The sequence below is a fragment of the Pseudoxanthomonas sp. genome, assembly GCF_002863005.1.
Taxonomy (GTDB): Bacteria; Pseudomonadota; Gammaproteobacteria; order Xanthomonadales; family Xanthomonadaceae; genus Pseudoxanthomonas_A.
On record NZ_PKDG01000006.1, the window covers coordinates 1 to 23,620 of the forward strand.

The window sequence follows — 23,620 nt, forward strand, 5'->3', positions numbered from 1 at the left end:
AGCTGCCGCGCCGAGCTCAAGGACGGTATGTGGGTCGCCAACGGCAACAAGATGTGGATCACCAACGGGCCCGAAGCCGACGTGCTGCTGGTCTACATGCGCACCGCCGGCAAGGACGCGGGCAGCAAGTGCATGACCGCCTTCATCGTCGAGCGTGGCATGAAGGGCTTCTCCACCGCGCAGAAGCTCGACAAGCTGGGCATGCGTGGCAGCAACACCTGCGAACTGGTGTTCGAGAACTGCGAGATCCCCGCCGAGAACGTGCTGGGCGAGGTCAACCAGGGCGTACGCGTGCTGATGAGCGGCCTGAACACCGAGCGGCTGGTGCTGAGCGGCGGACCCATCGGCCTGATGCAGGCGGCGCTCGACATCACCCTGCCCTACGTGCGCGAGCGCAAGCAGTTCGACGCCGCCATCGGCACGTTCGGGCTGATGCAGGGCAAGCTCGCCGACATGTACACCGCACTGCAGTCCAGCCGCGCCTTCGCCTACCAGGTGGCGCGCGGTTTCGACGAAGGACAGGGTTCTCGCGCGGCGGCGGCAGGCTGCCTGCTGCATGCGTCGGAAGCCGCGGTGCAGGTGACGCTGGAAGCGATCCAGTCGCTGGGCGGCAACGGCTACATCAACGAGTATCCGGCCGGCCGCCTGCTGCGCGACGCCAAGCTCTACGCGATTGGTGCCGGCACGAATGAAATCCGCCGCATGCTGATCGGGCGCGAACTGTTCGACGGGCGCGGCTGAAACCGGTTGCGCGGCACTGCCGCGCCGCGTGGCCGGGCGCCTCGGTCACTCGTGCGCGGTCACTTGCCTGCGCATGCGGCGTTCGATGTCGCGGATGACCTGCGGGATGTCGGCGGGTGGCTGCGGAGGCGCCAGGTGATACCCCTGGGCCGCGTGGCACCCCATCGCGGCAAGCAGCGACAGCGTATGCGCGTCCTCCACGCCCTCCGCCACGACGTCCAGGCCGAGTTCGGCCGCCAGTTCCAGCGTCGACCGCACGATCGCGTCGTCGGCCATCGTGCGCCCCATCCGCGAGACGAAGGTCCGGTCCAGCTTCAGCACCCGGATGGGCATCTGTTGCAGATAGGCGAGCGAGCTGTGCCCGGTGCCGTAGTCGTCGATGGACAGGATGACGCCGAGCGCGTGCAGCGCACCGAGGGCATGCAGGGAGCGGACGGGATCGCCCATGGCACTGGACTCGGTGATCTCCAGTTCCAGCGCATGCGCGGGCAGGCCGTTCGCTGACAGGCGCCCGGCTACCCAGTCGGCAAGATCCGGGTCGGCCAGGTTGCGCGGCGACAGATTGACGGCCACCTCCAGCGACAATCCCTCGCGTCGCCATGCCGCGCACTGCGCGAGCGCCAGATCCAGCACCACCTGCACCAGGTCGCGCGCCATTTCGGTCTGCTCGACCGCACCGATGAACGCGGAAGGCGGCAGCAGGCCTTCGCGCGGATGCTGCCATCGCACCAGTGCTTCCACGCCCGAGACGCGCCCGCTGGCCAGGGCCAGCTTCGGCTGGTAGTGGACCACCAGTTCGCCGCGCCGGATGGCCTCGTGGAATTCGTTGAGCAGCAACAGGCGGCGAGAGTCCTGCGTATCCAGCTCGTCGACGAAGGCTTCGACGCGCGACTGCCGCTGCTTCGCCGCGCGCATGGCGGCGCTCGCGCTCCGCATCAGGCGCTCGGCATCGGTGCCGTCTTCCGGCGACGTGGCCACCCCGATGCTGGCGGCCGCGTGCAGGCTGATGCCGTCGAGCGCCAGCGGTTCCGCGAGCGAGGCCTGCAGGCGCCAGGCGCACTCGATGGCGCGCTTGCCGGCCGACGGGCCGCGAAGGAGCACGCCGAATTCGTCTCCGCCCAGGCGCGCGAGCAGGTCGCCTGCCTCCAGCTCGTCACCCCAGCGCTGTGCGAGCGCGCACAGCATGCGGTCGCCCACCGGGTGGCCGAAGGTGTCGTTCACCCCCTTGAAGCGGTCGACGTCCAGCGCGAGGAGCGCGACGTTCTCCCGGTCCGCGAATGACTGCGACAAGCGGTGTTCCAGTTGCCGGCGGTTAGGAAGCGCGGTCAGCGCGTCGGTCTGCGCCCAGTGGCTGAGCCGCCGCGCCTGTTGCCTCATCCGCGCGAGCAGGTGGCGCACCCGCGTCCAGGTCAGGGCGGTGATGATGATGCTCGTGACCGCCACCCCCGCAACGTCCACGGGGATGCCGAAGGCGTACTGCACCAGCAGCACGCCCGGCGCGATGAGCGTCGCCAGCGCCAGCGTGGCGAGACGTCCGGGCGGGAAGTCGCCGGTTTCATGATCCCTCGGCGCGTGCAGCGCATGCAGGGAAGGATGCATCAGTGCTGCCCCCCACAGCACGTGCGCCAACAACCACATCGATTTCAGCAACGCCGATGGCTCGGACACGCTGCTCACCGTCATGTGGAACAGCGCATCGGCGCAGGCCCACGCCGTGAATCCGGCGGCAAGCAGCAGGAAGGCCGGCGAACGCGCCTCGCGCGCCGTCGCGATCCATACCAGAAGGCCGAGCAGCAACAGGTCGACAATGGGATAGAACACGCGCAACAGCTGTGGAGCGGCATAGGCGGCGCCTGCTGTATATGTCGGCAGGACCAGCAGTTCCCAGGCCACCAGCGTCAGCCCGGTGAACACGATCAACCCATCGAGCATCCCGGCGCGCTGGCGGCTGCCGGCGGGATCGCGCGCCAGGCCCAGCAGCGCCGCGACGAACATCGCGTAGGCCGCGATGTACAGCACGTCGGCCAGGTTGACGTTGCGACCGAAGGAACCATCGTTGTCGGTGGCCGCCTGCGCCACTTCACCGGCCGTCAACAATGCATGCGCGACCACCATCCACACCCACGCGATGCCATCGCGGGGCCGATTCGACCGCACGCCGATCACGCACCCCGCCAGGCCGTAGAACGCGATCAGGAAATACGCGATGTCCGATGCCAGCGGCGAGACGATCAACGGATGCGCCACGGCCATCGCCACGCCGATGCCGAGATAAGCCCGACACCGACGCGCACGCGCATCAGCCCGGGTCGTCTCGACGCTGGCGTCCGCCGCGCCTTCTTCCTGCAAAGCTCTTGTCACGCGCCGCCCACCCTGGCTTGATCGCGCATGCATTAGAGGCATCGCCCTCGACGCAGGACAAGCCGAACGGCGCTAATGTCACTAACGTCACTCTAACGGGGTGTAATACCGGTCCTCGTGCGTCGATGCGTCAGGGCAGCGACGGCCACCCGGACGCATCCAGCGTGTCGCGATACGCGTGCCACGTGGCGTAGGCAAGCCAGGGCATCAGTACCGCCAGTCCCAGGAATGCCGTGGCGAAGCCGATCGCCGTCACGGTGGCCAGCAGCAGGCCCCAGAGCAGCATCACCCGTTTGTTCCGCATCACGGCATGGACGCTGGAAACGGCCGCCGTCACCATGTCGACGTCGCGGTCGGCGATCATCGGCAGCGAGAACGCCGTGACCGCGAAGGTCAGCGTGGCGAACACGGCCCCGACGCACGACCCCAGGGCAAGGAACTCCCAGAACACACCCGGATCGCTGCCGTCGAAAGGGAAAAAGGCACTGACCATCATGCCGGCGCGCGACCACAGCAGGATGATCACGCCCTGCCCCAGCGCGTAGACGCCTGCCTGTCCCAGCACGCGCCGCGCCAGCACGAAGGAATCGGCCAATCTCGGCGCGCGCCCCTGTTCCAGCGCGCGACTGACGCAGTAGAGACCCACGCAGATCAGCGGAGCGACGAAAACGAAACCCGACAGCAGGGTCGCCAGCAAGGCGAAGCGCCCCAGCGCATACCCCAGCCAGCCCACCCCGATGCTCACCAGCACGATCGCCCCGCCGAACGACAGGGTCAGCGCCGGGGCACGGCAGACGTCGCGCCAGCCTGCGCGCAGCCAGCGCCACGGCGCACCCGAGTCCAGCACCTTGCACGGAACGACGAACGCGCGCGGCGCCGGTTCGGTCGATGGCTCGTGTGACATATCCAATCCCCTTGCGCCACAGCATACGCCGGCGGCCGGCGGCCTCCTGTACCAACGGCCGATTTGCCGGCCGTCGGCCCGGGGCGGGATAATCGGGATCTCACTCCACGCGGGAAGTCCTCCATGTCCGACATCGTCATCGCCGCCGCCAAGCGCACCGCCATCGGTTCGTTCCTCGGCCAGTTCAACGGTGTGCCCACCCCGACGCTGGGCGCCGCCGCCATCGCCGCTGCGCTGGAGCAGTCCGGCATCCCGGCCGCCGACGTGTCCGAAGTGATCATGGGGTGCGTGCTGCCCGCCAACCTGGGCCAGGCACCGGCACGCCAGGCCGCGCGTGCGGCGGGCATCCCGGACGCCGCCGGCGCCACCACCATCAACAAGGTATGCGGCTCGGGCATGAAGGCCATCATGCTGGGCCACGACCTGATCAAGGCCGGCTCGGCCAGCATCGTCGTCGCCGGCGGCATGGAGTCGATGAGCAACGCGCCCCACATGCTCCCCAACTCGCGCACGGGCAACCGCTACGGCAATTTCCAGGCGGTCGACCACATGGCATGGGACGGCCTTACCAGCCCGTACGACGGGCAGCCGATGGGCGTGTTCGCGGAGGCGACCGTGGACAAGTTCGGGTTCAGCCGCGAGGAGCAGGACGCCTTCGCCATCGAATCGGTCACCCGTGCCCAGGCAGCGCAGGCGTCCGGCGCGTTCAACGACGAGATCGTCCCGGTCAAGGTCGCCACGCGGAAAGGCGAGGTCGAGGTGGCCACCGACGAACAGCCGGGCAAGTCCGACATCGCCAAGATCCCCACGCTGAAACCCGCCTTCAAGAAGGACGGCAGCGTGACCGCCGCCAGTTCGTCCAGCATTTCCGACGGCGCCGCCGCCACCGTCCTGCTGAGCGCCGACGAAGCCGCTCGGCGCGGCCTGACGCCGCTGGCGAAGATCGTGGGTCATGCCACGTATTCGCAGGCGCCGGAGTGGTTCACCACCGCCCCCGTCGCCGCCATCGACAAGCTGCTCAAGCAGGTCGGCTGGACGATCGACCAGGTGGACCTGTTCGAGGTCAACGAAGCCTTCGCCGTCGTCGCCATGGCGCCGATCAAGGAACTGGGCATCCCGCACGCCAAGGTCAATGTCAACGGTGGCGCCTGCGCGCTGGGCCATCCGATCGGTGCCTCGGGCGCCCGTCTGGTGGTCACCCTGGTCAACGCGCTGCGCGTTCGTGGCGCCAAGCGCGGCGTCGCCACGCTCTGCATCGGCGGCGGCGAAGCCACGGCGATCGCCGTGGAGATCGCCTGAGTTTTTGCGCAGTTGCGGGGGGCGAAGCGGCCGGCTTTCGCCCGCCCCATAAGGTTTAACAACGGATTGACAAAGATAACCGGCCAACCGCTTGACAGCCGTAATGGGCTTGTCATCATGTTGCAGGCGCGCAATTGCGCGTTGCCTAACTAACGACGAGGAAATGCAACGATGACCATGAACAAGGCTCTGATCGCGCTGGCTCTGGGTTTCGCCCTGGCTGCGTGCTCGAACCAGGACCAGGCTGCCGACGCCGCTGCCGACGCCGCTGCGACCGCCACCGAAGCCCAGGCTGCCGCTGACGCCGCCGCTTCCGCTGGCGAAGTGACCGCCGACGCCGCCCAGCAGTCGGCCGACGCCGCTGCCACCGCCGCCGACGCCGCTGCCACCGCCGCGACCGACGCTGCCGCCGCCACCACGACGGAAGCTGCTGACGCTGCTGCCGACGCCGCTGCCCAGGCTGCCGACACCGCCGAAGCCGCGACCGACGCTGCCAAGGAAGCCACCAAGCAGTAATCTGCTGGCGGTTGCCTGATTTAGCGTTAAACTGAGAAAGCCGCCAGTTCGCTGGCGGCTTTTTCTGTATCCGGGTCTGGCTCCCGGTTCGCCTCGTCGGTTTGAGACGGACGGACGTCGCCATCCCGGCGCCACTTTCTTCCACACTACCGATTTGGGGATCCACATGAAGATCAAGAGCACCGTGCTGCTGGTTGCCGCCGCCCTGGCCCTGAGCGCCTGCACCAAGAGCGAAAACACCGACGCCGCTGCTGCCGACGCTGCCGCCGCTGCCGACCAGGCCGCCGCTGCTGCGGGTGATGCCGCTTCGGCTGCCGGCGACGCCGCTTCCGCCGCTGGCGACGCCGCCGCTGCCGCGACCGCCGATGCCGCTGCTGCCGCGACCGCCGCCGCATCCGACGCCGCCGCTGCCACCCAGGCTGCTGCCAACGACGCGACCGCCGCCGCTGCTTCGGCCACCGCCGACGCTGCCCAGGCGACCGCCGACAAGGCCGCTGAAGTGGCCGACAAGGCCGAAGCCAAGGCTGAAGAAGCCAAGAAGTAATCGCGTCGCCTTCGTGCGAACCGGAGAGGCCCGCGCAAGCGGGCCTTTCTTTTTGCACTGCGGTTTGGCGCATGCAGGGCTTTGTGGTCTGATGCCGCCTTCCCTGCACTGTCCTGTCGCATGCCTGCCATCGCCTCGCACCTCGATCCGCGCTCGCCCGAGTTCGTCGCCAACGCCGCTTACCACCGCGTGCTCGTGCAGGAACTCGACCGCCGGCTGGCGCGTGCCGCGGATGGCGGTGGCGAGAAGGCCCGCGCCAAGCACACCGAACGCGGCAAGCTGCTGGCGCGCGAGCGCATCACCGCCCTGCTAGATCCCGGCTCTCCGTTCCTGGAAATCGCGCCGCTGGCCGCAGAGGACATGTACGACGGTGCCGCGCCGGCGGCCGGCATGGTCTGCGGGATCGGCCGGGTCATGGGCAACGAGGTGGTGGTCGTCGCCAATGACGCCACCGTCAAGGGGGGCACCTACTTCCCGATGACGGTGAAGAAGCACCTGCGGGCACAGGAAGTGGCGCGCGAAAACCACCTGCCCTGCATCTATCTGGTCGATTCCGGTGGCGCCTTCCTGCCGCTGCAGGACGAAGTCTTCCCGGATCGCGAGCACTTCGGCCGCATCTTCTACAACCAGGCGCGCCTTTCCGCGGAGAACATCCCGCAGATCGCGGTGGTGATGGGCAGCTGCACCGCCGGCGGCGCTTACGTGCCCGCGATGTGCGACGAGAGCGTGATCGTGAAGGAACAGGGCACGATCTTCCTCGGCGGCCCGCCGCTGGTGAAGGCGGCGACCGGCGAAGTGGTCGATGCGGAGGCATTGGGAGGCGCGGACGTGCACACCAGCATTTCCGGCGTGGCGGACCACTTCGCCGAAGACGACCGCCACGCGCTGGAGATCGCGCGCGGCATCGTCGGCCACCTCAACCGGCGCAAGGCCATGCCGGTCGCCGTGCGCGAGGCGCGCGAGCCGCTTTACGCCACCGACGAGCTCTACGGCATCGTGCCGAAGGACACGCGCCGACCGTTCGACATCCGCGAGGTCATCGCGCGCATCACCGACGGCAGCGAGCTGGACGAGTTCAAGGCGCGCTACGGCAAGACGCTGGTCACCGGCTTCGCCCACCTGCACGGTTATCCGGTGGGCATCGTCGCCAACAACGGCATCCTGTTCGGCGAGAGCGCGCTGAAGGGCGCTCACTTCATCGAACTGTGCAACCAGCGCGGCATCCCGCTGGTCTTCCTGCAGAACATCACCGGGTTCATGGTCGGTCGCAAGTACGAGAATGCCGGCATCGCGAAGGACGGTGCGAAGATGGTCACCGCCGTCGCATGCTCGAGCGTGCCGAAGTTCACCGTCGTCGTCGGCGGCAGCTTCGGCGCGGGCAACTACGCCATGTGCGGGCGCGCCTACGGTGCGCGCTTCCTGTGGATGTGGCCGAACGCGCGCATCAGCGTGATGGGCGGCGAGCAGGCGGCGAGCGTGCTGGCGACGGTGAAGCGCGATGGCATCGAGGCCCGCGGCGGCGCGTGGAACGCCGACGAGGAAGAAGCCTTCAAGGCGCCGATACGCGACCAGTACGAATCCCAGGGCAGCCCGTGGTATGCCACGGCCCGTCTGTGGGACGACGGCATCATCGACCCCGCCGACACGCGCCGGGTGCTGGGCCTGGGCCTTTCCGCCTCGCTGAATGCACCGGTCCCGCCGGCGAAGTTCGGCGTCTTCCGGATGTAGCGCGGTGACGGCACGGGTCGTGCTGGTCACCGGCGGCGGGCGCGGCATCGGCGCCGCCACGGCGCTGCTGGCGGCGGAACAGGGCTATGCCGTCGGGGTCAACTTCCGTCGCGACGAAGAATCCGCGCAGGCTGTCGTCCGCAAGATCGTCGACCGCGGTGGACAGGCGCTCGCCCTGCAAGCCGATGTGGCCCGCGAGGCCGAGGTGGTGGCGATGTTCCGCCGGCTCGACGACGCATGGGGTCCACTCGGCGCGCTGGTCAACAACGCCGGCATCCTGGAAACACAGTCCCGCGTGGACGCGCTGGCGTCCGCGCGCATCGAGCGCATCCTCGCCACCAATGTCATCGGCACCCTGCTGTGCTGCCGCGAGGCGGTGCGACGCATGTCCACCCGGCACGGCGGTCACGGCGGCGCCATCGTCAACGTCTCGTCGGTCGCCTCCAGGACCGGGTCGCCCGGGGAGTACGTCGACTATGCCGCGTCGAAAGGCGCGGTCGACAGCCTGACCGTCGGCCTGGCGCACGAGGTGGCGCAGGAAGGCATCCGCGTCAACGCGGTCCGGCCCGGCTTCATCCATACCGACATGCACGCCGATGGCGGCGAGCCCGGCAGGATCGACCGGGTCAAGGCCTTCGTGCCGATGCGTCGGGGCGGACAACCGCATGAGGTCGCGGAAGCGATCCTGTGGCTGCTGTCGGACCGGGCCAGCTACACGACAGGGGCCTTCGTCGAAATCGCAGGCGGGCGCTGATGCCTTGTCAGGGTTGTGAGTGGCGCGTACACATGCCCGACTGCGCGATGAACCGGACTTTCCCCTACTTGGCGATCGGCCTGATTGTCCGCACGGGTCACAACGTGGAACTCCGCCAGCCGCGATAGTCCGGTGTCCACGTCAACCGGAGCATCCCCTGCATGTCCATCTGGAAAGACCAAGGCCCCGCGAAGAAGGACGCCGCCCCCCTGCCGCCCGAGCCGTCGCCGGTCCCGCTGCGCGATACGTCCGCCGCCGACTTTTCCCCCGCCGTCACCGCACCGCCGGGCACGCGGCCGGTCGAGCGCGTCGCACCAGCGGAATCGCTGAAGGAGTCTTTGATCGCGGCAGACCTGACCATCGAGGGCAAGATCGAGGGTACGGGCGACATCCGCATCGCCGGCCGTTTCAAGGGCGACGTGAACGTGCAGGGCGACCTGACCATCGAGACCGGCGCCAAGCTCAATGGCGGCGTGCGGGCGAAGAAGGTCACCATCGCTGGCGAACTCGAGGGCAACATCGAATCCGCGGCGCGCGTCGAACTGCTCGCCTCGGGCGTGCTGGTCGGTGACGTCAAGGCGGGGTCGCTCACCGTGGCCGCCGGATCGCGGATGCGCGGCCAGGCCGACTTCGGCTGGGATGAGCCCGCGGCCAAGGCCGGCAAGTCCGGCAGCACGGAGCCCGGCGCCGCCGCATGAGCCAACCCCGCCCCGGCACTGCCGGCGCCACCCGTACCTGCCCGCACTGCAAGGCGACCATCCTGGAGAGCGCGGCGGTCTGCCCCGGCTGCCGCCACCACCTGCGCTTCGAACCCGGCGCGGGCGCCAACGCGGCGCCCGCGCTGACTCCGCTGCGGATCGAGGGCACGCTGCAACCGCCTGCCGAAGGCGCGGCCTGGGAATACAGCGTGGTGCTCTCCATCCGCAACGACCGGGGTGAGGAAGTGACGCGGCAGGTCGTCGGCGTCGGCGCCATGCAGCCGCACGAGCAGCGCAGCTTCGTGCTGTCGGTCGAACTCAACCCTGCGACGGGGAAGGCGACAGGTCGGCGCACGCGGCACTGACGCCCTCCCCGCCGCCACGCGGCCCGGCTACACTCGGTGTCGACAAGGACGCCAGCAGGGGGCTGGATGATCGTCGGCATCGATCTGGGGACCACGCATTCGTTGATCGGCTACCACGGGCCCAACGGTCCCGTGCTCATTCCGAACGCGCTGGGTGAACTGCTGACACCCTCCGTGGTGAGCGTGGACGCGGACGAAACGCTCATCGTCGGACGCGCCGCCGTGGACCGCCTGATCACCCACCCGCAGCGCACCGTCGCCAGCTTCAAGCGCTGGATGGGTACCAACCGCGTCACCCGCCTCGGCCAGCATGCGCTGCGCCCCGAAGAGCTGTCGGCACTCGTGCTGCGTGCGTTGATCGCCGATGCGGAGAGTCACTTCGGCGCGCCGGTCACCGAGGCCGTGATCAGCGTTCCCGCGTACTTCGGCGACGCCCAGCGCAAGGCCACCCGCATCGCCGGTGAACTGGCGGGCATCAAGGTCGAACGGCTCATCAACGAGCCGACCGCCGCCGCCATGGCCTACGGACTGCAGCAGCGCGACGGCGGCGGCCGCTTCCTCGTCTTCGATCTGGGGGGTGGCACCTTCGATGTCTCGATCCTGGAAATGTTCGATGGGGTGATGGAGGTCCACGCCAGCGCCGGCGACAACTTCCTCGGCGGCGAGGATTTCCTTTCCGCGCTGCGAGACGCCTGCCTGCGCGAACTCAGGATCGAACCGAAAGACCTGACAGCCAGCGAGGACGCCCAGCTGAGGCGCCGACTGGAGTCGGCCAAGCGCGAACTTTCGAACACATCCGGCGGCCCGGTCGATGTGGATTTCGTGGTGGGCGGAGCGTCGAGCCGCTGGCAGGTCGACGAGGCGGGCTTCTCGCGACTGTGCGAGCCGCTGGTCCAGCGCATGCGCGCACCGTTGGAGCGGGCCATGCGCGACGCGCGGCTGGCGCCCGGGCAGTTGGACGACATCGTCCTGGTCGGCGGCGCATCGCGGATGCCGCTGACCGCGCGCCTCGTGTCGCGCATGTTCGGTCGCCTGCCGTTGCGGCACATCAACCCGGATGAGGCGATCGCGCTGGGTGCGGCCGTTGCGGCCGGAATGAAGGCGCGCGACGAGTCGCTGGAAGAGATCATCCTCACCGACGTGTGTCCGCATTCGCTGGGCGTGGATACCGCGCAGGACGACGGACATGGGCAGGTCACCACTGGCCTCTTCTCCCCGATCATCCATCGCAACGCGACGGTGCCGGTCAGCCGCGTCGAACGCTACCAGCCGATGCGCGACCTGCAGACGCAGGTGGAGTTCAACATCTACCAGGGCGAGAGCCCGCGGGTAGAGAACAACGTCAAGCTGGGTACCATCTCGGTGAAGGTCCCGGCACGCGCAGCGCGCGAGAATCCGGTGGACATCCGATTCACCTACGACGTGAACGGTCTGCTTCAGGTGGAAGCCACGATCGTGGCGACCGGCCAGACGCATGAGGTCGTCCTGCAGCAGAACCCCGGCGTACTGACGCCGGACGAGATCCGCCAGCGCCTGGCCGCGCTGTCGGAACTGAAGGTGCATCCACGCGACCAGCAGGAGAATCTCCTGGTGATCGCGCGTGCCGAACGCCTGTACGAAGAGCTGCTGTGGGCACGTCGCGACCTGCAGGATGCGCTGGTGCGCTTCCGCGCGATCCTGGACGGCCAGGACCCCCTGCAGATCCGCGAACACCGCAGCCAGTTCGCCCGGATGCTCGAGCACATCGAGTCGCAGGCGTGAGCGTGTGGCCTTTCGAGGCGCTCGGCATCGACGCAGACGCGGACGAACGTACGGTCAGGCGCGCGTACGCCCGACTGCTGAAACGCCACAGGCCCGACGATGATCCCGAGGGTTTCCAGCGCATCAACGAGGCCTACCAGGCGTGCATGCACCGGCTGGGCGGCAATGCGCCCTCAGCACGATCCGACGTTGGCCTTGACACGTCGCCCGCGCTCCCTGCCGGCGGGCGAGCCACGATTCCCGCCGAGCCTGATCCTGTCGACGCTGCTCGGTTCGAGATCGGTATGTTCATCACCGCGCTATCCGACGTTTCGCGCACGGCCAGCGGCCGCGATGTCCTCGGATGGCTTCAAGCCCACCCGGCGTTCTATTCGGTCGGCGCGCGCGAAGCCTTCGCCCACCAGATCGTCTACGCGTTGCTTCAAGCGCCGGCCCTGCCACCGCGGCACATGGCGGCCGTCCTCCACTTTCTGGAACTGGACATGCCGGGGCCCGCACGCGCGCGTCTTGAACCGTTCGTCACGGCACTGGAGCGGCACGCGCACATGACGCTCGAGGATGCCCACGCAATACGCAGACCCTATACGGAAGCCTCGCCACCCTCGTCGTCCAGCCACTTGGCGTGGATGTTCGGCGGTGCCATCTGGATCGGGTTGCTGGCGATGCTGTCCGTGTCCCGCTGCTCCGGAGCCGCGGCGTGAGCGACGCGTTTTCCCTCCTCGGACTGCCGCCGGACGCCAACGAGCGCACCATCAAGCGTACCTATGCGCGCCTGCTGAAGACCACACGTCCCGACGAGGATCCCGCCGCCTTCCAGCGCCTGCACGAGGCTTACCAGGAAGCGCTGTCCGTGCAGCGCGATGGCGTGCTCGAGTTCATTGTGGATGATCCGCACCCCGAGCCAGCGACAGCGCAGGATGCGTGGGGACAGGATGCCGCGGCGATCCTTTCGCGGGCAGGCGCCTTCGACCCGTTGTCGCCAGCCGAACGGTTCGACGAGGACGGCGTGCGCGAGGCGCTGATGGCGCGGGCCGGGACGGACCTGCCCTCGGCGTTCCGCAACCACCTCGAACACCATCCCGGCTTGTACAGTCTCGACGCGAAGCAACGCGTCGGGCAGGCGATCTTCGGGAGCATCCTCCAGGAGGATGTGCAGGTGAGGCCGGCGATACTGGCGGTGCTTGCGGACTTCTTCGGTTTCACCGCGCCGGAATGGATCGGGCGACGCCAGCAGGTGCTGGAGGCGGTAGCCTCGGAGAATACGGACGCGTTCGACGAGGACAGGCCGCTCACCATCCGGCAATTGAAGCGTCCGTTCCGATGGCCGCTCGCATTGCTGCTGGCGTGCGTGCCGGGCTTCGCATTACGCGCCGCGCGCCTGTCGCAGCGATTGACCGCGGATTACGGAGACGACGTGCCCGGCCTGGAGGGCGAGCAACAGGCTTTCTACGAACGCCTTGCCGACCCGTTCTACGCGGGCCCCTGGCGCTGGGCCACTGTGCTGCTGACGGCCGCGCTGGCGACGCTTGCCATCGCCGGCCTGTGTGCCCTGGTCGGACTCCCGTCCGAGCGGCAGCAGCGCATGATGGCGCTGACCTTCATCGCCGTCGCCGCCATGCTGTGCATCTGGCATGCGATGCGTGCCCTGTGGGCCTGGCGGGAACGGCCCGCCAGCGCGCGGTCGCCCTGGCTGGCCCTGATGCCCGTCTGGCTGTCCGTCGCCGGCCTGCTGATGGCGTGGTGGCTGCCGCACGTGCCGGCACTGGCGTTCGCGCTCGTGCTGCCGGCCGCACTCGTGCATTTCCGCCAGTTCTTCGATGCATTGCGTTTCGCCATCGGCACCAGCTGGCTCGTTCGCGCCCTGCCCATGCATGACCTGCCTTCGCCGTGGTTGCTGGCGTTGGCGAGTGCGGCGATCGGCATGACGTTGTGCGACTGGGCCTATGCGGCGCGCCACCGGATCAGCATCGCGGCAGCGGCCGGCAATCGCTTGACCACGGTCGTTTCATTCATGGTGTTAGCGGGACTGGGGATCGCGGGGCTGGCGATCCGTTACGGCTGAACGGCACGCTCAACCACACCCATCGCAGCCGCCGCAGTCCTTGCCGGCGATCCGGCCGTTGACCACGCTGCCCGCCGGTGCGATCCATCTCCCCAGGGCCTGCCGCCAGTTCGCGCTGCCTTCGCGCAACAGGGGCAGCGCCAGTGCGATCCGCGCCCTGCGCAACGGCCCCGGGAACTGCTTCTTCAGCACCACCCACGCGCTGGCCACCACCAGCATGGCGATGATGGCGTACTGCAGGGAGAGCGAGAGGTCCATGCTCAGCCGGCGCCCAGCGCGCGGGCGAGCTGGTACGTCACCAACGACGCCAGATACGCCAGCGCGAACAGATAGAACGTCGCGAAACCCATCTGCTTCCACGAGTTGGTCTCGCGCTTGATCGTCGCCAACGTCGAAATGCACATCGGGGCGTAGATGAACCACACCAGCAACGACAGTGCGGTCGCGAGCGACCAGCCGTCGCTGATCACCGGCGTAAGCGCCTGGATGGCGGCATCGTCGTCGGCGGCGGAGAGCGCGTAGATCGTGGCCAGCGAGGACACCGCGACTTCGCGCGCGGCCAGGCCGGGGATCAGCGCGATGCAGATCTGCCAGTTGAAGCCCAGCGGCGCGAAGAACACGGCCATGGCATGGCCGATGCGTCCCGCAAAACTGTAGTCGATGGCCGGTCCCACCGCGTCGGCCGGTGCCGCCGGGAAGTTCAGGAGGAACCACAGCAGGATGGTCAACGCAAGGATGATGCCGCCCACGCGCTTCAGGAAGATCATCGCGCGCTCCCACAGGCCGATCACCAGGTCGCGTGGGTGCGGGATGCGGTAGGACGGTAGTTCCAGCAGCAGCGCATGCTCGCTCTTGTCGCGGCGCCACTTCTTCATCACCCACGACACGATCAATGCGCTGGCGATACCGGCGGCGTACAGGCCGAACAGCACCAGACCCTGCTGGTTGAAGACGCCCCAGACGGTCTTCTGCGGGATGAACGCGCCGATCAGCAGCGCGTACACCGGCAGGCGCGCCGAACAGGTCATCAGCGGTGCGACCAGGATCGTGGCCAGGCGGTCGCGCGGGTCCTGGATGCTGCGCGTCGCCATGATGCCCGGGATGGCGCAGGCGAAGCTCGACAGCAGCGGGATGAAGGAACGTCCCGACAGACCGGCCGAGGCCATCATCCGGTCCAGCAGGAACGCGGCACGCGGCAGGTAGCCGCTTTCTTCCAGCGCCAGGATGAAGGCGAACAGGATCAGGATCTGCGGCAGGAACACGATCACGCCGCCCAGACCGGCAATGACGCCGTCGACCAGCAGACTGTTGAGCGGACCTTCCGGCAACAAGCCGCCGACCCACGCACCCAGCGCGCCACTGCCCGCCTCGATCAGGTCCATGAGCGGCGTGGCCCAGGCGTATACCGCCTGGAAGATCAGGAACATCACCACCGCCAGCGCCAGCAGCCCGAATACCGGATGCAGCAGCCAGCGGTCCAGCGCGTCGTCGATCCTGCCCGTGCGCGTGGGCATGCTCACCGCCAGCGACAGCAGGCGGCGCGTTTCCGCGTGCAGGTCTGCACCTTCCCCAAGGCGCAGGCGGGGCTCATGCGGATGTGCGGCCACCGCATCGATGCGATCCACCAGCGCACGCGCGCCACCGTGCCTGACCGCGATGGTTTCGACAACGGGCACGCCGAGCTCCCGCTCCAAGGCCGCCAGGTCGATGGTGATCCCGCGTCGCTGGGCGGCGTCCATCATGTTGACCGCGAGGATCATCGGCTTGCCGAGTTCACGCACTTCCAGCGCGAAGCGCAGGTGCAGGCGCAGGTTGGTGGCATCCACGACACAGACCAGCACATCGGGGGCGGATTCGCCCGGATAGAAGCCGCGGCAGACATCGCGCGTGACCGCCTCGTCCAGGCTGGCGGCGTGCAGGCTGTACGCGCCCGGCAAGTCCAGCACCGCGTAGCTGCGGCCGGAGCCGGCGGAATGCAGCCGCCCTTCCTTGCGCTCCACCGTCACGCCGGCGTAGTTCGCCACCTTCTGCCGGCTGCCGGTCAGCTGGTTGAACAGCGCCGTCTTGCCGCAGTTCGGGTTGCCGACCAGCGCCAGCCGCAACGTCGATGCTTCGGACGCGCTCACGTCGCGGCTCCTTTGCGCAGGCGCACGCGCGCGGCTTCGGAACGGCGCAGTGCGAACCGGGTAAACCCGACCTGCACGAGCAGCGGCTCGGCGCCGAACGGACCTTTCGCGACCACTTCGACTTCCTCGCCGTTGACGAAGCCCAGTTCGCGCAGGCGGCGGGCAATGGTGTCCTGCGGACCGTGGTCCTCGACGGCGTCGACGATGGCGGGGGTGCGCCAGGGGAGTTCGGTCAGGATCACGCAAAGCCCTCAAATGCGAATTGTTCTCATTGTAGCACCGCCGCACTGCACGACGGCCGCAACGGACTGTGCCGCTATCATTCGGCGACCCAGCACGGAATGGCAGGCATGGCGGCATCACCGCAGATACACCCTCTGGCAGTGACCCGCACCGGCGCCGTGGTGCGCCTGCGGCTGGACCGCCCCACCCTGCACAACGCGTTCGATGCCGGCCTCATCGCCGCGCTGACGGCGGCCCTGGAGCAGATCGCCCGCGACGCCACCGTCAGGGTGGTGGTACTGGAAGGCAGTGGCGCGTCCTTTTCGGCCGGCGCCGACCTGAACTGGATGCGCGGCATGGCCTCGGCCAGCGAAGCGGAGAACCGCGACGACGCCCTCGCCCTCGCCCGGCTGATGCGCACGCTGGACGAGCTGCCGAAACCCACCGTGGCGCGCGTGCAGGGCGCCGCGTTCGGCGGTGGCGTCGGCCTGGTGGCCTGCTGCGATATCGCCATCGGTGTGCCGGAGGCGAAGTTCGGCCTCACCGAAAGCAAGCTGGGCCTGCTGCCGGCGGTGATTTCCCCGTATGTCATCGCGGCGATCGGGCCGCGCGAGGCCAGGCGCTGGTTCGCCACCGCTGAGATCTTCGACGCCGCCACCGCGCTGCGGATCGGGCTGCTGCACGAGGTGGTGGCCGCCGATGCGCTGGATGCCGCGGTGGAGCGGCAGGTCTCGTGGCTGCTGAAGGCCGGCCCGCATGCGGCCGCGTCTGCGAAACGCCTGGTGGCGCGCGTTGCGGGCGGTGTCGACCGCGACCGTCTGGATGCCGACAATGCCGACCTCATCGCCGCGCTGCGGGTTTCGGAGGAAGGCCAGGAAGGCCTGTCCGCCTTCCTCGACAAGCGTGCGCCCCGCTGGGCGAAGGACTGAATCGATGATCGACCATCTGGGAATCGAAGTCGCGGACTACGCGCGCAGCCGTGCGTTCTACGAGCGCGTCCTCGCGCCGCTGGGCTATGCCGTCGTCATGGAGGTGACGCGCGAAATGACGGGTCGTTATCAGGGCTGCGGTTTCGGCCCGCCGGGTCGCCCGCATTTCTGGGTCGGCACGGGCAGCGGTGCGCCCGGTCGCGGCTCGCATATCGCCTTCAGCGCGGGCAGCCGCGCGCAGGTCGATGCGTTCCACGAAGCGGCGCTGGCCGCCGGCGCACGCGACAACGGCGCGCCGGGCCTGCGCGCCCACTACCACCCCACCTATTACGGCGCCTTCGCCATCGACCCGGACGGGCACAACATCGAAGCGGTGTGCCACTTGCCTGCGGATACCGAAGCCTGATGTTCTCCAAGATCCTGATCGCCAACCGTGGCGAAATCGCCTGCCGCGTCATCCGCACCTGCCGCCGGCTCGGCATCCGCACCGTGGCGGTCTATTCCGAGGCCGATGCCGACGCGCAGCACGTCCGCCAGGCGGACGAGGCGGTACTGCTCGGCGGGCCGCGTCCGGCCGACAGCTACCTTCGGGGCGACGCCATCATCGAGGCTGCGAAGCGGACCGGCGCCGAAGCCATCCATCCGGGCTACGGATTCCTGTCGGAGAACGCCGACTTCGCCGATGCGGTCGTGGCGGCCGGCATTGCGTTCATCGGCCCGTCCGGTGCGTCCATGCGCAAGATGGGCAGCAAGGCCGGCGCCAAGGAGCTGATGGCGGCGGCCGGCGTGCCGGTCGTGCCCGGCTATACCGGCGAGGACCAGTCGCCGAACACGCTCTCGCGCGAGGCCGCGCGCATCGGCTTTCCGCTGATGATCAAGGCGGCGCACGGCGGCGGCGGCAAGGGCATGCGCGTCGTGCACCGACTGGAGGATTTCATCGTGCAACTGGAAAGCTGCCAGCGCGAAGCCGCCAATGCCTTCGGCCGCGACCGCGTGCTGTTGGAGCGCTACGTGCAGTCGCCGCGCCACATCGAGATCCAGGTGTTCGCCGACACGCATGGCCACACGCTGCACCTCAACGAGCGCGAGTGCTCCGCCCAGCGCCGCTACCAGAAGGTGCTGGAGGAATCGCCATCGCCGTTTCTCACGCCCGCCCTGCGCACCGCCATGGGCGACGCCGCCGTGAAGGCAGCGCAGGCCATCGACTACGCCAACGCCGGCACGGTGGAATTCATCGTCGATCCCGACGGCCGGTTCTATTTCATGGAGATCAACACGCGCCTGCAGGTGGAGCATCCGGTCACCGAGCTGGTCACCGGGCTGGACCTGGTGGAATGGCAGCTGCGCGTGGCGGCCGGCGAGCCGTTGCCGTTGGCGCAGGACGCCATCGTGCAGCGGGGCCATGCCATCGAAGTCCGCCTGTATGCGGAGGATCCGGAAGCCGGTTTCCTGCCGGGATCGGGACGGCTGGAGTCGCTGGTGCTGCCGACGCCGTCGCCGCACGTGCGCATCGATGGCGGCGTGGTGGCAGGCGACCTGGTCACCATCTTCTACGATCCGATGATCGCCAAGCTGATCGTCTGGGGCGAGGATCGGCCGACCGCACTTGCCCGCCTGCGCGATGCGCTGGCCGACTGCGACATGGTGGGGCCGAAGTCGAACATCGGCTTCCTCGAACGGCTGGCGCGCCACCCGGCCGTCGTCGAGGGCCGCATCGACACCGGCTACCTCGACCGTCACTTGGAAGAGTTCATGCCCGCCGCCACGCTGGCGCACGACCTGCAGGTGGGCGCGGCCGTGGCCGTGCTGCTGGAACAGGAAGCGTCGGCGCGCGGTGCAGCCGCCATCTCTACGGATCCCGGCTCGCCGTGGGCCATCGCCGACGGCTGGCGGCTGGGGCATGCCGGGCGTCGACCCCTGGCCTTCCTGCACCGCGACCAGCGCTGGGACGTGCTGGCCCACGGTCATGCGGGGCGCTACGCCGTGGATATCGAGGGAGCGACCTACCCGGTGGAGGGGGCGCGCCTGACCGCTGGGCTGCTCGAGTTGCGTATCCATGATGAGGCCCGGCGCTTCCGCGTCCACCGCCACGGCAGCCGCGTCACCCTGCACGACGGGGAGCGCCGCGCCATGCTGGAGACGCTGCCGGCGTACCGGCGCGTGTCCGGCGGCGACAGTGGCGGGGACGGCCGCATCATTGCGCCGATGCCGGGTCGCGTGGTGGTCGTCAAGGCGAAGGCGGGGGACAACGTGGACGCAGGACAGGAACTGCTGGTGATGGAAGCGATGAAGATGGAGCTGGCCGTCAAGGCGCCGCGTGCCGGCGTGGTCGCGGAACTGCGGGTGGCCGCCGGCGACTTCGTCGAGGCCGATACCGTCCTGGTGGCGCTCGAGTGAGGTTCGCCCGGCCGTCATCGTCGCGTGTCGCCTTCGTGCTGCTGGTGGCCTGCACGCTGGGCGGCTGCGTGATGTTCGAACAGCCGCCGGCGCCCCTCGCCTGCGACCCCGCGCTGGTCGGTCGCTGGATCCCGTTGCCGGACAGCCCGCAGGACCGGGTGCCGTTGGGCAAGGACGACTACGCCGACGTCGACGCCACGTGCCGCGTGCGCCTGCACGACGAAGCGCGCACCGATGCGCCGCAGTTCACCGCACTCGGGTTCGAACTGGACGGCCAGCGTTACCTCGCCCTCGGCTATCGCGAACTGGAAGGCCTGTTCGGTACCGGCAAGGCCGCCGCGCCACCGATCCCGAAAGGCATGCCGCCCGGAGCCGTCACGCTGCTGAAATACCGCATCCGCAACGATACGCTGCAGATCGCGATGCTCGACACGGTGGACATCATGCAACGCGTGCAGCAGGGTTCGCTGAAGGCGCGCGAGGCCGACGCGAGCACCTATGTGTTCGAAGGCCGTCCGGAACAGCTGCGCGCGCTGCTGCAATCCGAGCCCGCCCTGTTCGACGCCTTCAACGGGCGCGACAAGACGCTGCGCATGCGCCGTGCGAAGGACGGGAAGCGGTGATGGACACCCTGCCCGCCCCCGCGGATTTCGTTCGCATTGTCGAAGTCGGTCCACGCGATGGCCTGCAGAACGAGAAGACCCTCGTGGCCACCGCGGACAAGGTGGAGTTGATCGACCGGCTGTCGCGCACCGGCCTGCCCAGCATCGAGGCGACCAGTTTCGTCAGCCCGAAATGGGTACCGCAGCTGGCCGACGCCGCCGAGGTCTTCACCGCCATCCAGCGACGCCCGGGCACGGCGTACCCGGTGCTGGTGCCGAACGAAACCGGCTACGACCGCGCCCGCGCGGTCGGCGTGGACGAAGTCGCGGTGTTCACGGCCGCCTCCGAGGCCTTCAACCGGAAGAACATCAACGCCTCCATCGATGAGTCCATCGAACGGTTCCGCCCGGTGCTTGAACGTGCCGCCGCCGATGGCATCAAGGTGCGCGGCTACGTCTCCACCGTGCTCGGCTGCCCGTACCAAGGCGACGTGCCTGTGGCCGACGTGGTGCGCGTGGCGCGTCAGTTGCATGCGATGGGCTGCTACGAAATCTCGCTGGGCGACACCATCGGCATCGGCACGCCGCGCAAGGCCGCCGACATGCTCAAGGCTGTCGCTGCAGAAGTCCCGCTCTCCGCGCTGGCCGTGCATTTCCACGACACCTACGGCCAGGCGCTGGCGAACATCCTGGCCTGCCTGGAGGTGGGAATACGCGTGGTCGATTCTGCCGTCTCTGGCGCCGGCGGTTGCCCGTATGCCAAGGGCGCCAGCGGCAACGTCGCCAGCGAGGACGTGATCTATCTGCTGCACGGCCTGGGCATGCGCACCGGCGTCGATCTGGACCTGCTGGCGGAGACGGGCCGCTGGCTGGCGAGCCGCCTGGGACGCGAAACCGGCAGCCGCGTCGGCAAGGCATTGGCCGCGGCATGAACCAGGGCCGCGCCAGCGACGTCGACGTGATGGCGCTGGCCGCCGCACTCGAACGCGCGGCCGCGGCCGACGGCCCTCACGCCGATCTGTTGCGCCGGGCGCGCGACGCACTGCTGGCCAAGCAGCACGACGCGGAGACGGAACGCTCGCGCTATCGCAACCTGTTCGACGCCGTACCCGACCCGGTCAGCATCATCGCCGAGGACGGCACCATCCTGGACCTCAACCAGGCCGGCATGCTGGCGTACAAGCGGCCACGCGAAGAGATCGTCGGCCGCAACATCAACGTGCTCAATCCCGACCTGCCGCGCGACCACCTGGTCCCCGTCTGGGAGACGCTCAACCGCGGCGAGACCTACGTGATCGAGGTCACCAACATGCGCGGCGACGGGACGCGGTTCCCGGTCGAAGTGCACTCGGCCAACATCAACTTCGACGGGCGCAAGAGCATCGTCGCCGTCGCGCGCGACATCAGTAGCCGCCGGCTGGCGGAAATGCGCTACCGCGAGCTGATGGAGACGATCGACAAGGGCATCGTGGTGCACAACCGCGACATGGAAGTGCAGTACTGCAACGGTGCAGCGATGCGCATCTTCGGCATCCGCGAAGACCAGCGCGCGGACCAGGAACTGGCGCTCGGCCGCTGGCATATCGTCGACGAACACGGCCGCGAGATGGCGCGCCATGAACTGCCGGCCCAACGCGCGCTCGACTCCGGCCAGATGATCGAGAGCGTGCTGCTGGGGCTCTACCACCGCGAGAAGAAGCAGCTGCTGTGGCTCACCGCCACGTCGGTGCCGCAGTTCGCACCGGGCGCCAGCGTGCCGTCGCAGGTGAGCACGCTGTTCAGCGATGTCACCGAGCTCAAGCGCGACAGCGCGCTGTTCGACCGCGCGCAGTCGCTGGCGCACATCGGCGGCTGGGAATGGGACCTGGGACGCGACCGGATGTACTTGACCGACGAGGCCCAGCGCATCCTCGGTGCGGCACGCCCGCTGGTCACGCTCGCCGACATGCTGTCGTGCCTGCGCGAGACCGACCGCCGCCGCCTGCGCAGCGCGCTGGACCTGATCACCGCCGGCGGCCAGGGGTTCGACCTGGAACTGCAAGGCACCCAGGCCGACGGCCATCCGTTCTGGATCCGCGTGATCGGCGACGCCGAACCCGGCGATCCCGGCGCATCCCGCATCACCGGCACCATGCAGGACATCTCGCAGGACAAGCAGGCCGAGGAGATGCTGCGCATCCAGGCACGCACCGACCCGCTGACCGGGCTGATGAACCGCGACGCCGTGCTGACGGAGCTGGGCGCGCGGCTGGCCGATCCGGAGCGCGCGCGCGTCGCGGTGCTGTACATCGACCTGGACCGCTTCAAGATGGTCAACGACGTGCTGGGACACAACGCCGGCGACGAGCTGCTGGTGCAGGCATCCGACCGCATCCGCGGCGCGGTCGGCACCGACGGCATGATCGCCCGCTTCGGCGGCGACGAGTTCCTGGTGATCTGCGATGCCGGCGACGACCCGCACCTGCCCGAAACGATGGCGCATGCCGTGCTCGGCGCCTTCGCCGACGCCTTCCGCTTCGGCAAGGACGAATTCGCCATCACCGCCAGCATCGGCCTGGCGATCGCGCCGGGCGATGGCCTGCGTCCGCAGCAGCTGATCCAGAACGCCGACATCGCGATGTACGACAGCAAGCATCGCGCGCGCAACGGCTGGCAGAGCTTCACCCAGGAACTGGCGCAGCGGCAGCAGGACCGCCTGCAGATCGAGACGCAACTTCGCCGCGCCGTGGACAACGAGGAATTCCGCCTCGTGTACCAGCCGCAGGTCGACCTGCGCAACGGCCGCATCATCGCCGGCGAAGCGCTGATCCGCTGGCAGAACCACCAACTGGGAGAGCTGCGCCCGGACGTGTTCATCAGCCACGCCGAAACCACCGGCGACATCGTGCGCATCGGCAGCTGGGTGCTGCGCGAAGCCTGCCGCCAGGTCGCCACGTGGCGCGACATGGGCCTGGGGATCGTGCGGGTGGCGGTCAACGTGTCGTACCGGCAGTTCGCCGGCGACGACCTCGCAGAGCGCGTGCGCACCATCCTCGAAGAGTTCGACCTGCCCGGCAGTGCGCTCGAACTCGAGTTCACCGAGCGCGTGCTGATCGAGGATGCGCCCGCCACGTTGCGTACCTTCGCCGACCTTCGCCAGCTGGGCGTGCTGCTGACCATCGACGATTTCGGCGAAGGCTACAGCGCCTTGAACTACCTGCGCCGCCTGCCGATCCACGGCCTGAAGCTGAGCCCGCTGTTCACCGAGGGCGTGCCGAACAACCGGTCCGACGTGGCGGTCTGCCAGGCGGTCTCGGCGATCGCGCGCAGCCTGGGCCTGGGCCTGGTCGCCGAGGGCGTGGAGTCGGAGGCGCAGCGGCAGTTCCTGCTGAATCTCGGCGTGCCCGTGGGCCAGGGCTTCCTGTTCGCCCCCGGCCTGTCGCCCGACGAGTTCGCCCGCCGCCTTGCCGATGCGTCGCTGGAGCGGGTGCTGCACGCCTGAGCGGCGCTCGCCTGCGTCTTGTGGGAGCGACGTCAGTCGCGATGGGGCCTTACCGGAAAAGCTTCTCGACTGACGTCGCTCCCACACGAGCTACCCCAGTCATGCCACCCCCCACCCGCCATCGCGTAAA

General features: G+C 68.7%; 22 protein-coding genes. 17 read left to right on the forward strand and 5 right to left on the reverse strand.

Annotated features, from left to right (window positions below; genetic code table 11):
* A partial coding sequence (locus CYU89_RS00760; RefSeq protein ID WP_296278311.1) for an acyl-CoA dehydrogenase family protein occupies positions 1-741 on the forward strand: 741 nt, incomplete at its 5' end.
* Between the two features lie 45 nt (positions 742-786).
* On the opposite strand, the gene CYU89_RS00765 is transcribed toward CYU89_RS00760, so the two are convergent.
* Positions 787-3,102, reverse strand: a complete 2,316-nt coding sequence (locus CYU89_RS00765; protein ID WP_296278312.1) for a bifunctional diguanylate cyclase/phosphodiesterase — start codon at positions 3,100-3,102, stop codon at positions 787-789.
* A gap of 130 nt (positions 3,103-3,232) precedes the next feature.
* Positions 3,233-4,006, reverse strand: a complete 774-nt coding sequence (locus CYU89_RS00770; RefSeq protein WP_296278313.1) for a DUF2189 domain-containing protein — start codon at positions 4,004-4,006, stop codon at positions 3,233-3,235.
* A gap of 123 nt (positions 4,007-4,129) precedes the next feature.
* Between CYU89_RS00770 and CYU89_RS00775 the strand changes: the two genes are divergently transcribed.
* The 10 genes from CYU89_RS00775 (at position 4,130) to CYU89_RS00820 (ending at position 13,733) form a co-directional block, all read left to right on the forward strand.
* The gene (locus CYU89_RS00775; RefSeq protein ID WP_296278314.1) at positions 4,130-5,305 is read left to right on the forward strand and encodes a thiolase family protein; all 1,176 of its coding nucleotides are present in this window, start codon (positions 4,130-4,132) and stop codon (positions 5,303-5,305) included.
* 171 nt (positions 5,306-5,476) lie between these two features.
* The gene (locus CYU89_RS00780) at positions 5,477-5,821 is read left to right on the forward strand and encodes a hypothetical protein (protein ID WP_296278315.1); all 345 of its coding nucleotides are present in this window, start codon (positions 5,477-5,479) and stop codon (positions 5,819-5,821) included.
* Positions 5,822-5,987: 166 nt separating this feature from the next.
* Positions 5,988-6,365, forward strand: coding sequence for a hypothetical protein (locus CYU89_RS00785; protein WP_296278316.1), 378 nt, complete (start codon positions 5,988-5,990; stop codon positions 6,363-6,365).
* Positions 6,366-6,485: 120 nt separating this feature from the next.
* Entirely contained in the window at positions 6,486-8,093 is a 1,608-nt protein-coding gene (locus tag CYU89_RS00790) for a carboxyl transferase domain-containing protein (protein WP_296278317.1), read from the forward strand.
* A gap of 4 nt (positions 8,094-8,097) precedes the next feature.
* The gene (locus CYU89_RS00795; RefSeq protein ID WP_296278318.1) at positions 8,098-8,847 is read left to right on the forward strand and encodes an SDR family oxidoreductase; all 750 of its coding nucleotides are present in this window, start codon (positions 8,098-8,100) and stop codon (positions 8,845-8,847) included.
* A 161-nt stretch (positions 8,848-9,008) separates the two neighbouring features.
* Positions 9,009-9,545 carry a polymer-forming cytoskeletal protein gene (locus CYU89_RS00800; RefSeq protein WP_296278319.1) on the forward strand — a complete coding sequence of 179 codons (537 nt, stop codon included), beginning with the start codon at positions 9,009-9,011 and terminating at the stop codon, positions 9,543-9,545.
* A complete protein-coding gene (locus CYU89_RS00805; protein ID WP_296278320.1) occupies positions 9,542-9,910 on the forward strand; it encodes a hypothetical protein in 369 nt (122 codons plus the stop codon). The genes CYU89_RS00800 and CYU89_RS00805 overlap by 4 nt, the downstream gene beginning before the upstream one ends.
* A 66-nt stretch (positions 9,911-9,976) precedes the next feature.
* On the forward strand, positions 9,977-11,671 hold the full coding sequence (locus CYU89_RS00810) for a molecular chaperone HscC (protein WP_296278321.1): 1,695 nt from the start codon (positions 9,977-9,979) through the stop codon (positions 11,669-11,671).
* Positions 11,668-12,372 carry a J domain-containing protein gene (locus CYU89_RS00815; protein WP_296278322.1) on the forward strand — a complete coding sequence of 235 codons (705 nt, stop codon included), beginning with the start codon at positions 11,668-11,670 and terminating at the stop codon, positions 12,370-12,372. Before CYU89_RS00810 ends, CYU89_RS00815 begins: the two co-directional genes overlap by 4 nt.
* Positions 12,369-13,733: a hypothetical protein gene (locus tag CYU89_RS00820; protein WP_296278323.1), complete on the forward strand. Its 1,365-nt coding sequence runs from the start codon at positions 12,369-12,371 to the stop codon at positions 13,731-13,733. The genes CYU89_RS00815 and CYU89_RS00820 overlap by 4 nt, the downstream gene beginning before the upstream one ends.
* 9 nt (positions 13,734-13,742) lie before the next feature.
* Here CYU89_RS00820 and CYU89_RS00825 read toward each other — a convergent pair whose 3' ends face one another.
* Genes CYU89_RS00825 through CYU89_RS00835 form a run of 3 tightly spaced genes read right to left on the reverse strand, consistent with a single transcriptional unit; the run spans position 13,743 to position 16,101 of the window.
* On the reverse strand, positions 13,743-13,991 hold the full coding sequence (locus tag CYU89_RS00825; RefSeq protein WP_296278324.1) for a DUF6587 family protein: 249 nt from the start codon (positions 13,989-13,991) through the stop codon (positions 13,743-13,745).
* 2 nt (positions 13,992-13,993) lie between these two features.
* The gene (locus tag CYU89_RS00830; RefSeq protein ID WP_296278325.1) at positions 13,994-15,859 is read right to left on the reverse strand and encodes a ferrous iron transporter B; all 1,866 of its coding nucleotides are present in this window, start codon (positions 15,857-15,859) and stop codon (positions 13,994-13,996) included.
* Positions 15,856-16,101: a FeoA family protein gene (locus tag CYU89_RS00835; RefSeq protein ID WP_296278326.1), complete on the reverse strand. Its 246-nt coding sequence runs from the start codon at positions 16,099-16,101 to the stop codon at positions 15,856-15,858. The genes CYU89_RS00830 and CYU89_RS00835 overlap by 4 nt, the downstream gene beginning before the upstream one ends.
* Before the next feature lie 108 nt (positions 16,102-16,209).
* On the opposite strand from CYU89_RS00835, the gene CYU89_RS00840 reads away from it, so the two are divergent.
* Genes CYU89_RS00840 through CYU89_RS00865 form a run of 6 tightly spaced genes read left to right on the forward strand, consistent with a single transcriptional unit; the run spans position 16,210 to position 23,490 of the window.
* Positions 16,210-17,010 (forward strand): enoyl-CoA hydratase-related protein, encoded by an 801-nt coding sequence (locus CYU89_RS00840; RefSeq protein WP_296278327.1) that lies wholly within the window; start codon positions 16,210-16,212, stop codon positions 17,008-17,010.
* Between the two features lie 4 nt (positions 17,011-17,014).
* The gene (locus tag CYU89_RS00845; protein ID WP_296278328.1) at positions 17,015-17,416 is read left to right on the forward strand and encodes a VOC family protein; all 402 of its coding nucleotides are present in this window, start codon (positions 17,015-17,017) and stop codon (positions 17,414-17,416) included.
* Positions 17,416-19,407, forward strand: a complete 1,992-nt coding sequence (locus CYU89_RS00850; RefSeq protein ID WP_296278329.1) for an acetyl/propionyl/methylcrotonyl-CoA carboxylase subunit alpha — start codon at positions 17,416-17,418, stop codon at positions 19,405-19,407. The genes CYU89_RS00845 and CYU89_RS00850 overlap by 1 nt, the downstream gene beginning before the upstream one ends.
* Entirely contained in the window at positions 19,404-20,030 is a 627-nt protein-coding gene (locus tag CYU89_RS00855; RefSeq protein ID WP_296278330.1) for a hypothetical protein, read from the forward strand. Before CYU89_RS00850 ends, CYU89_RS00855 begins: the two co-directional genes overlap by 4 nt.
* Positions 20,030-20,941, forward strand: coding sequence for a hydroxymethylglutaryl-CoA lyase (locus CYU89_RS00860; RefSeq protein WP_296278331.1), 912 nt, complete (start codon positions 20,030-20,032; stop codon positions 20,939-20,941). Before CYU89_RS00855 ends, CYU89_RS00860 begins: the two co-directional genes overlap by 1 nt.
* The gene (locus CYU89_RS00865) at positions 20,938-23,490 is read left to right on the forward strand and encodes an EAL domain-containing protein (protein ID WP_296278332.1); all 2,553 of its coding nucleotides are present in this window, start codon (positions 20,938-20,940) and stop codon (positions 23,488-23,490) included. Before CYU89_RS00860 ends, CYU89_RS00865 begins: the two co-directional genes overlap by 4 nt.
* The last annotated feature ends 130 nt before the right edge of the window (positions 23,491-23,620 follow it).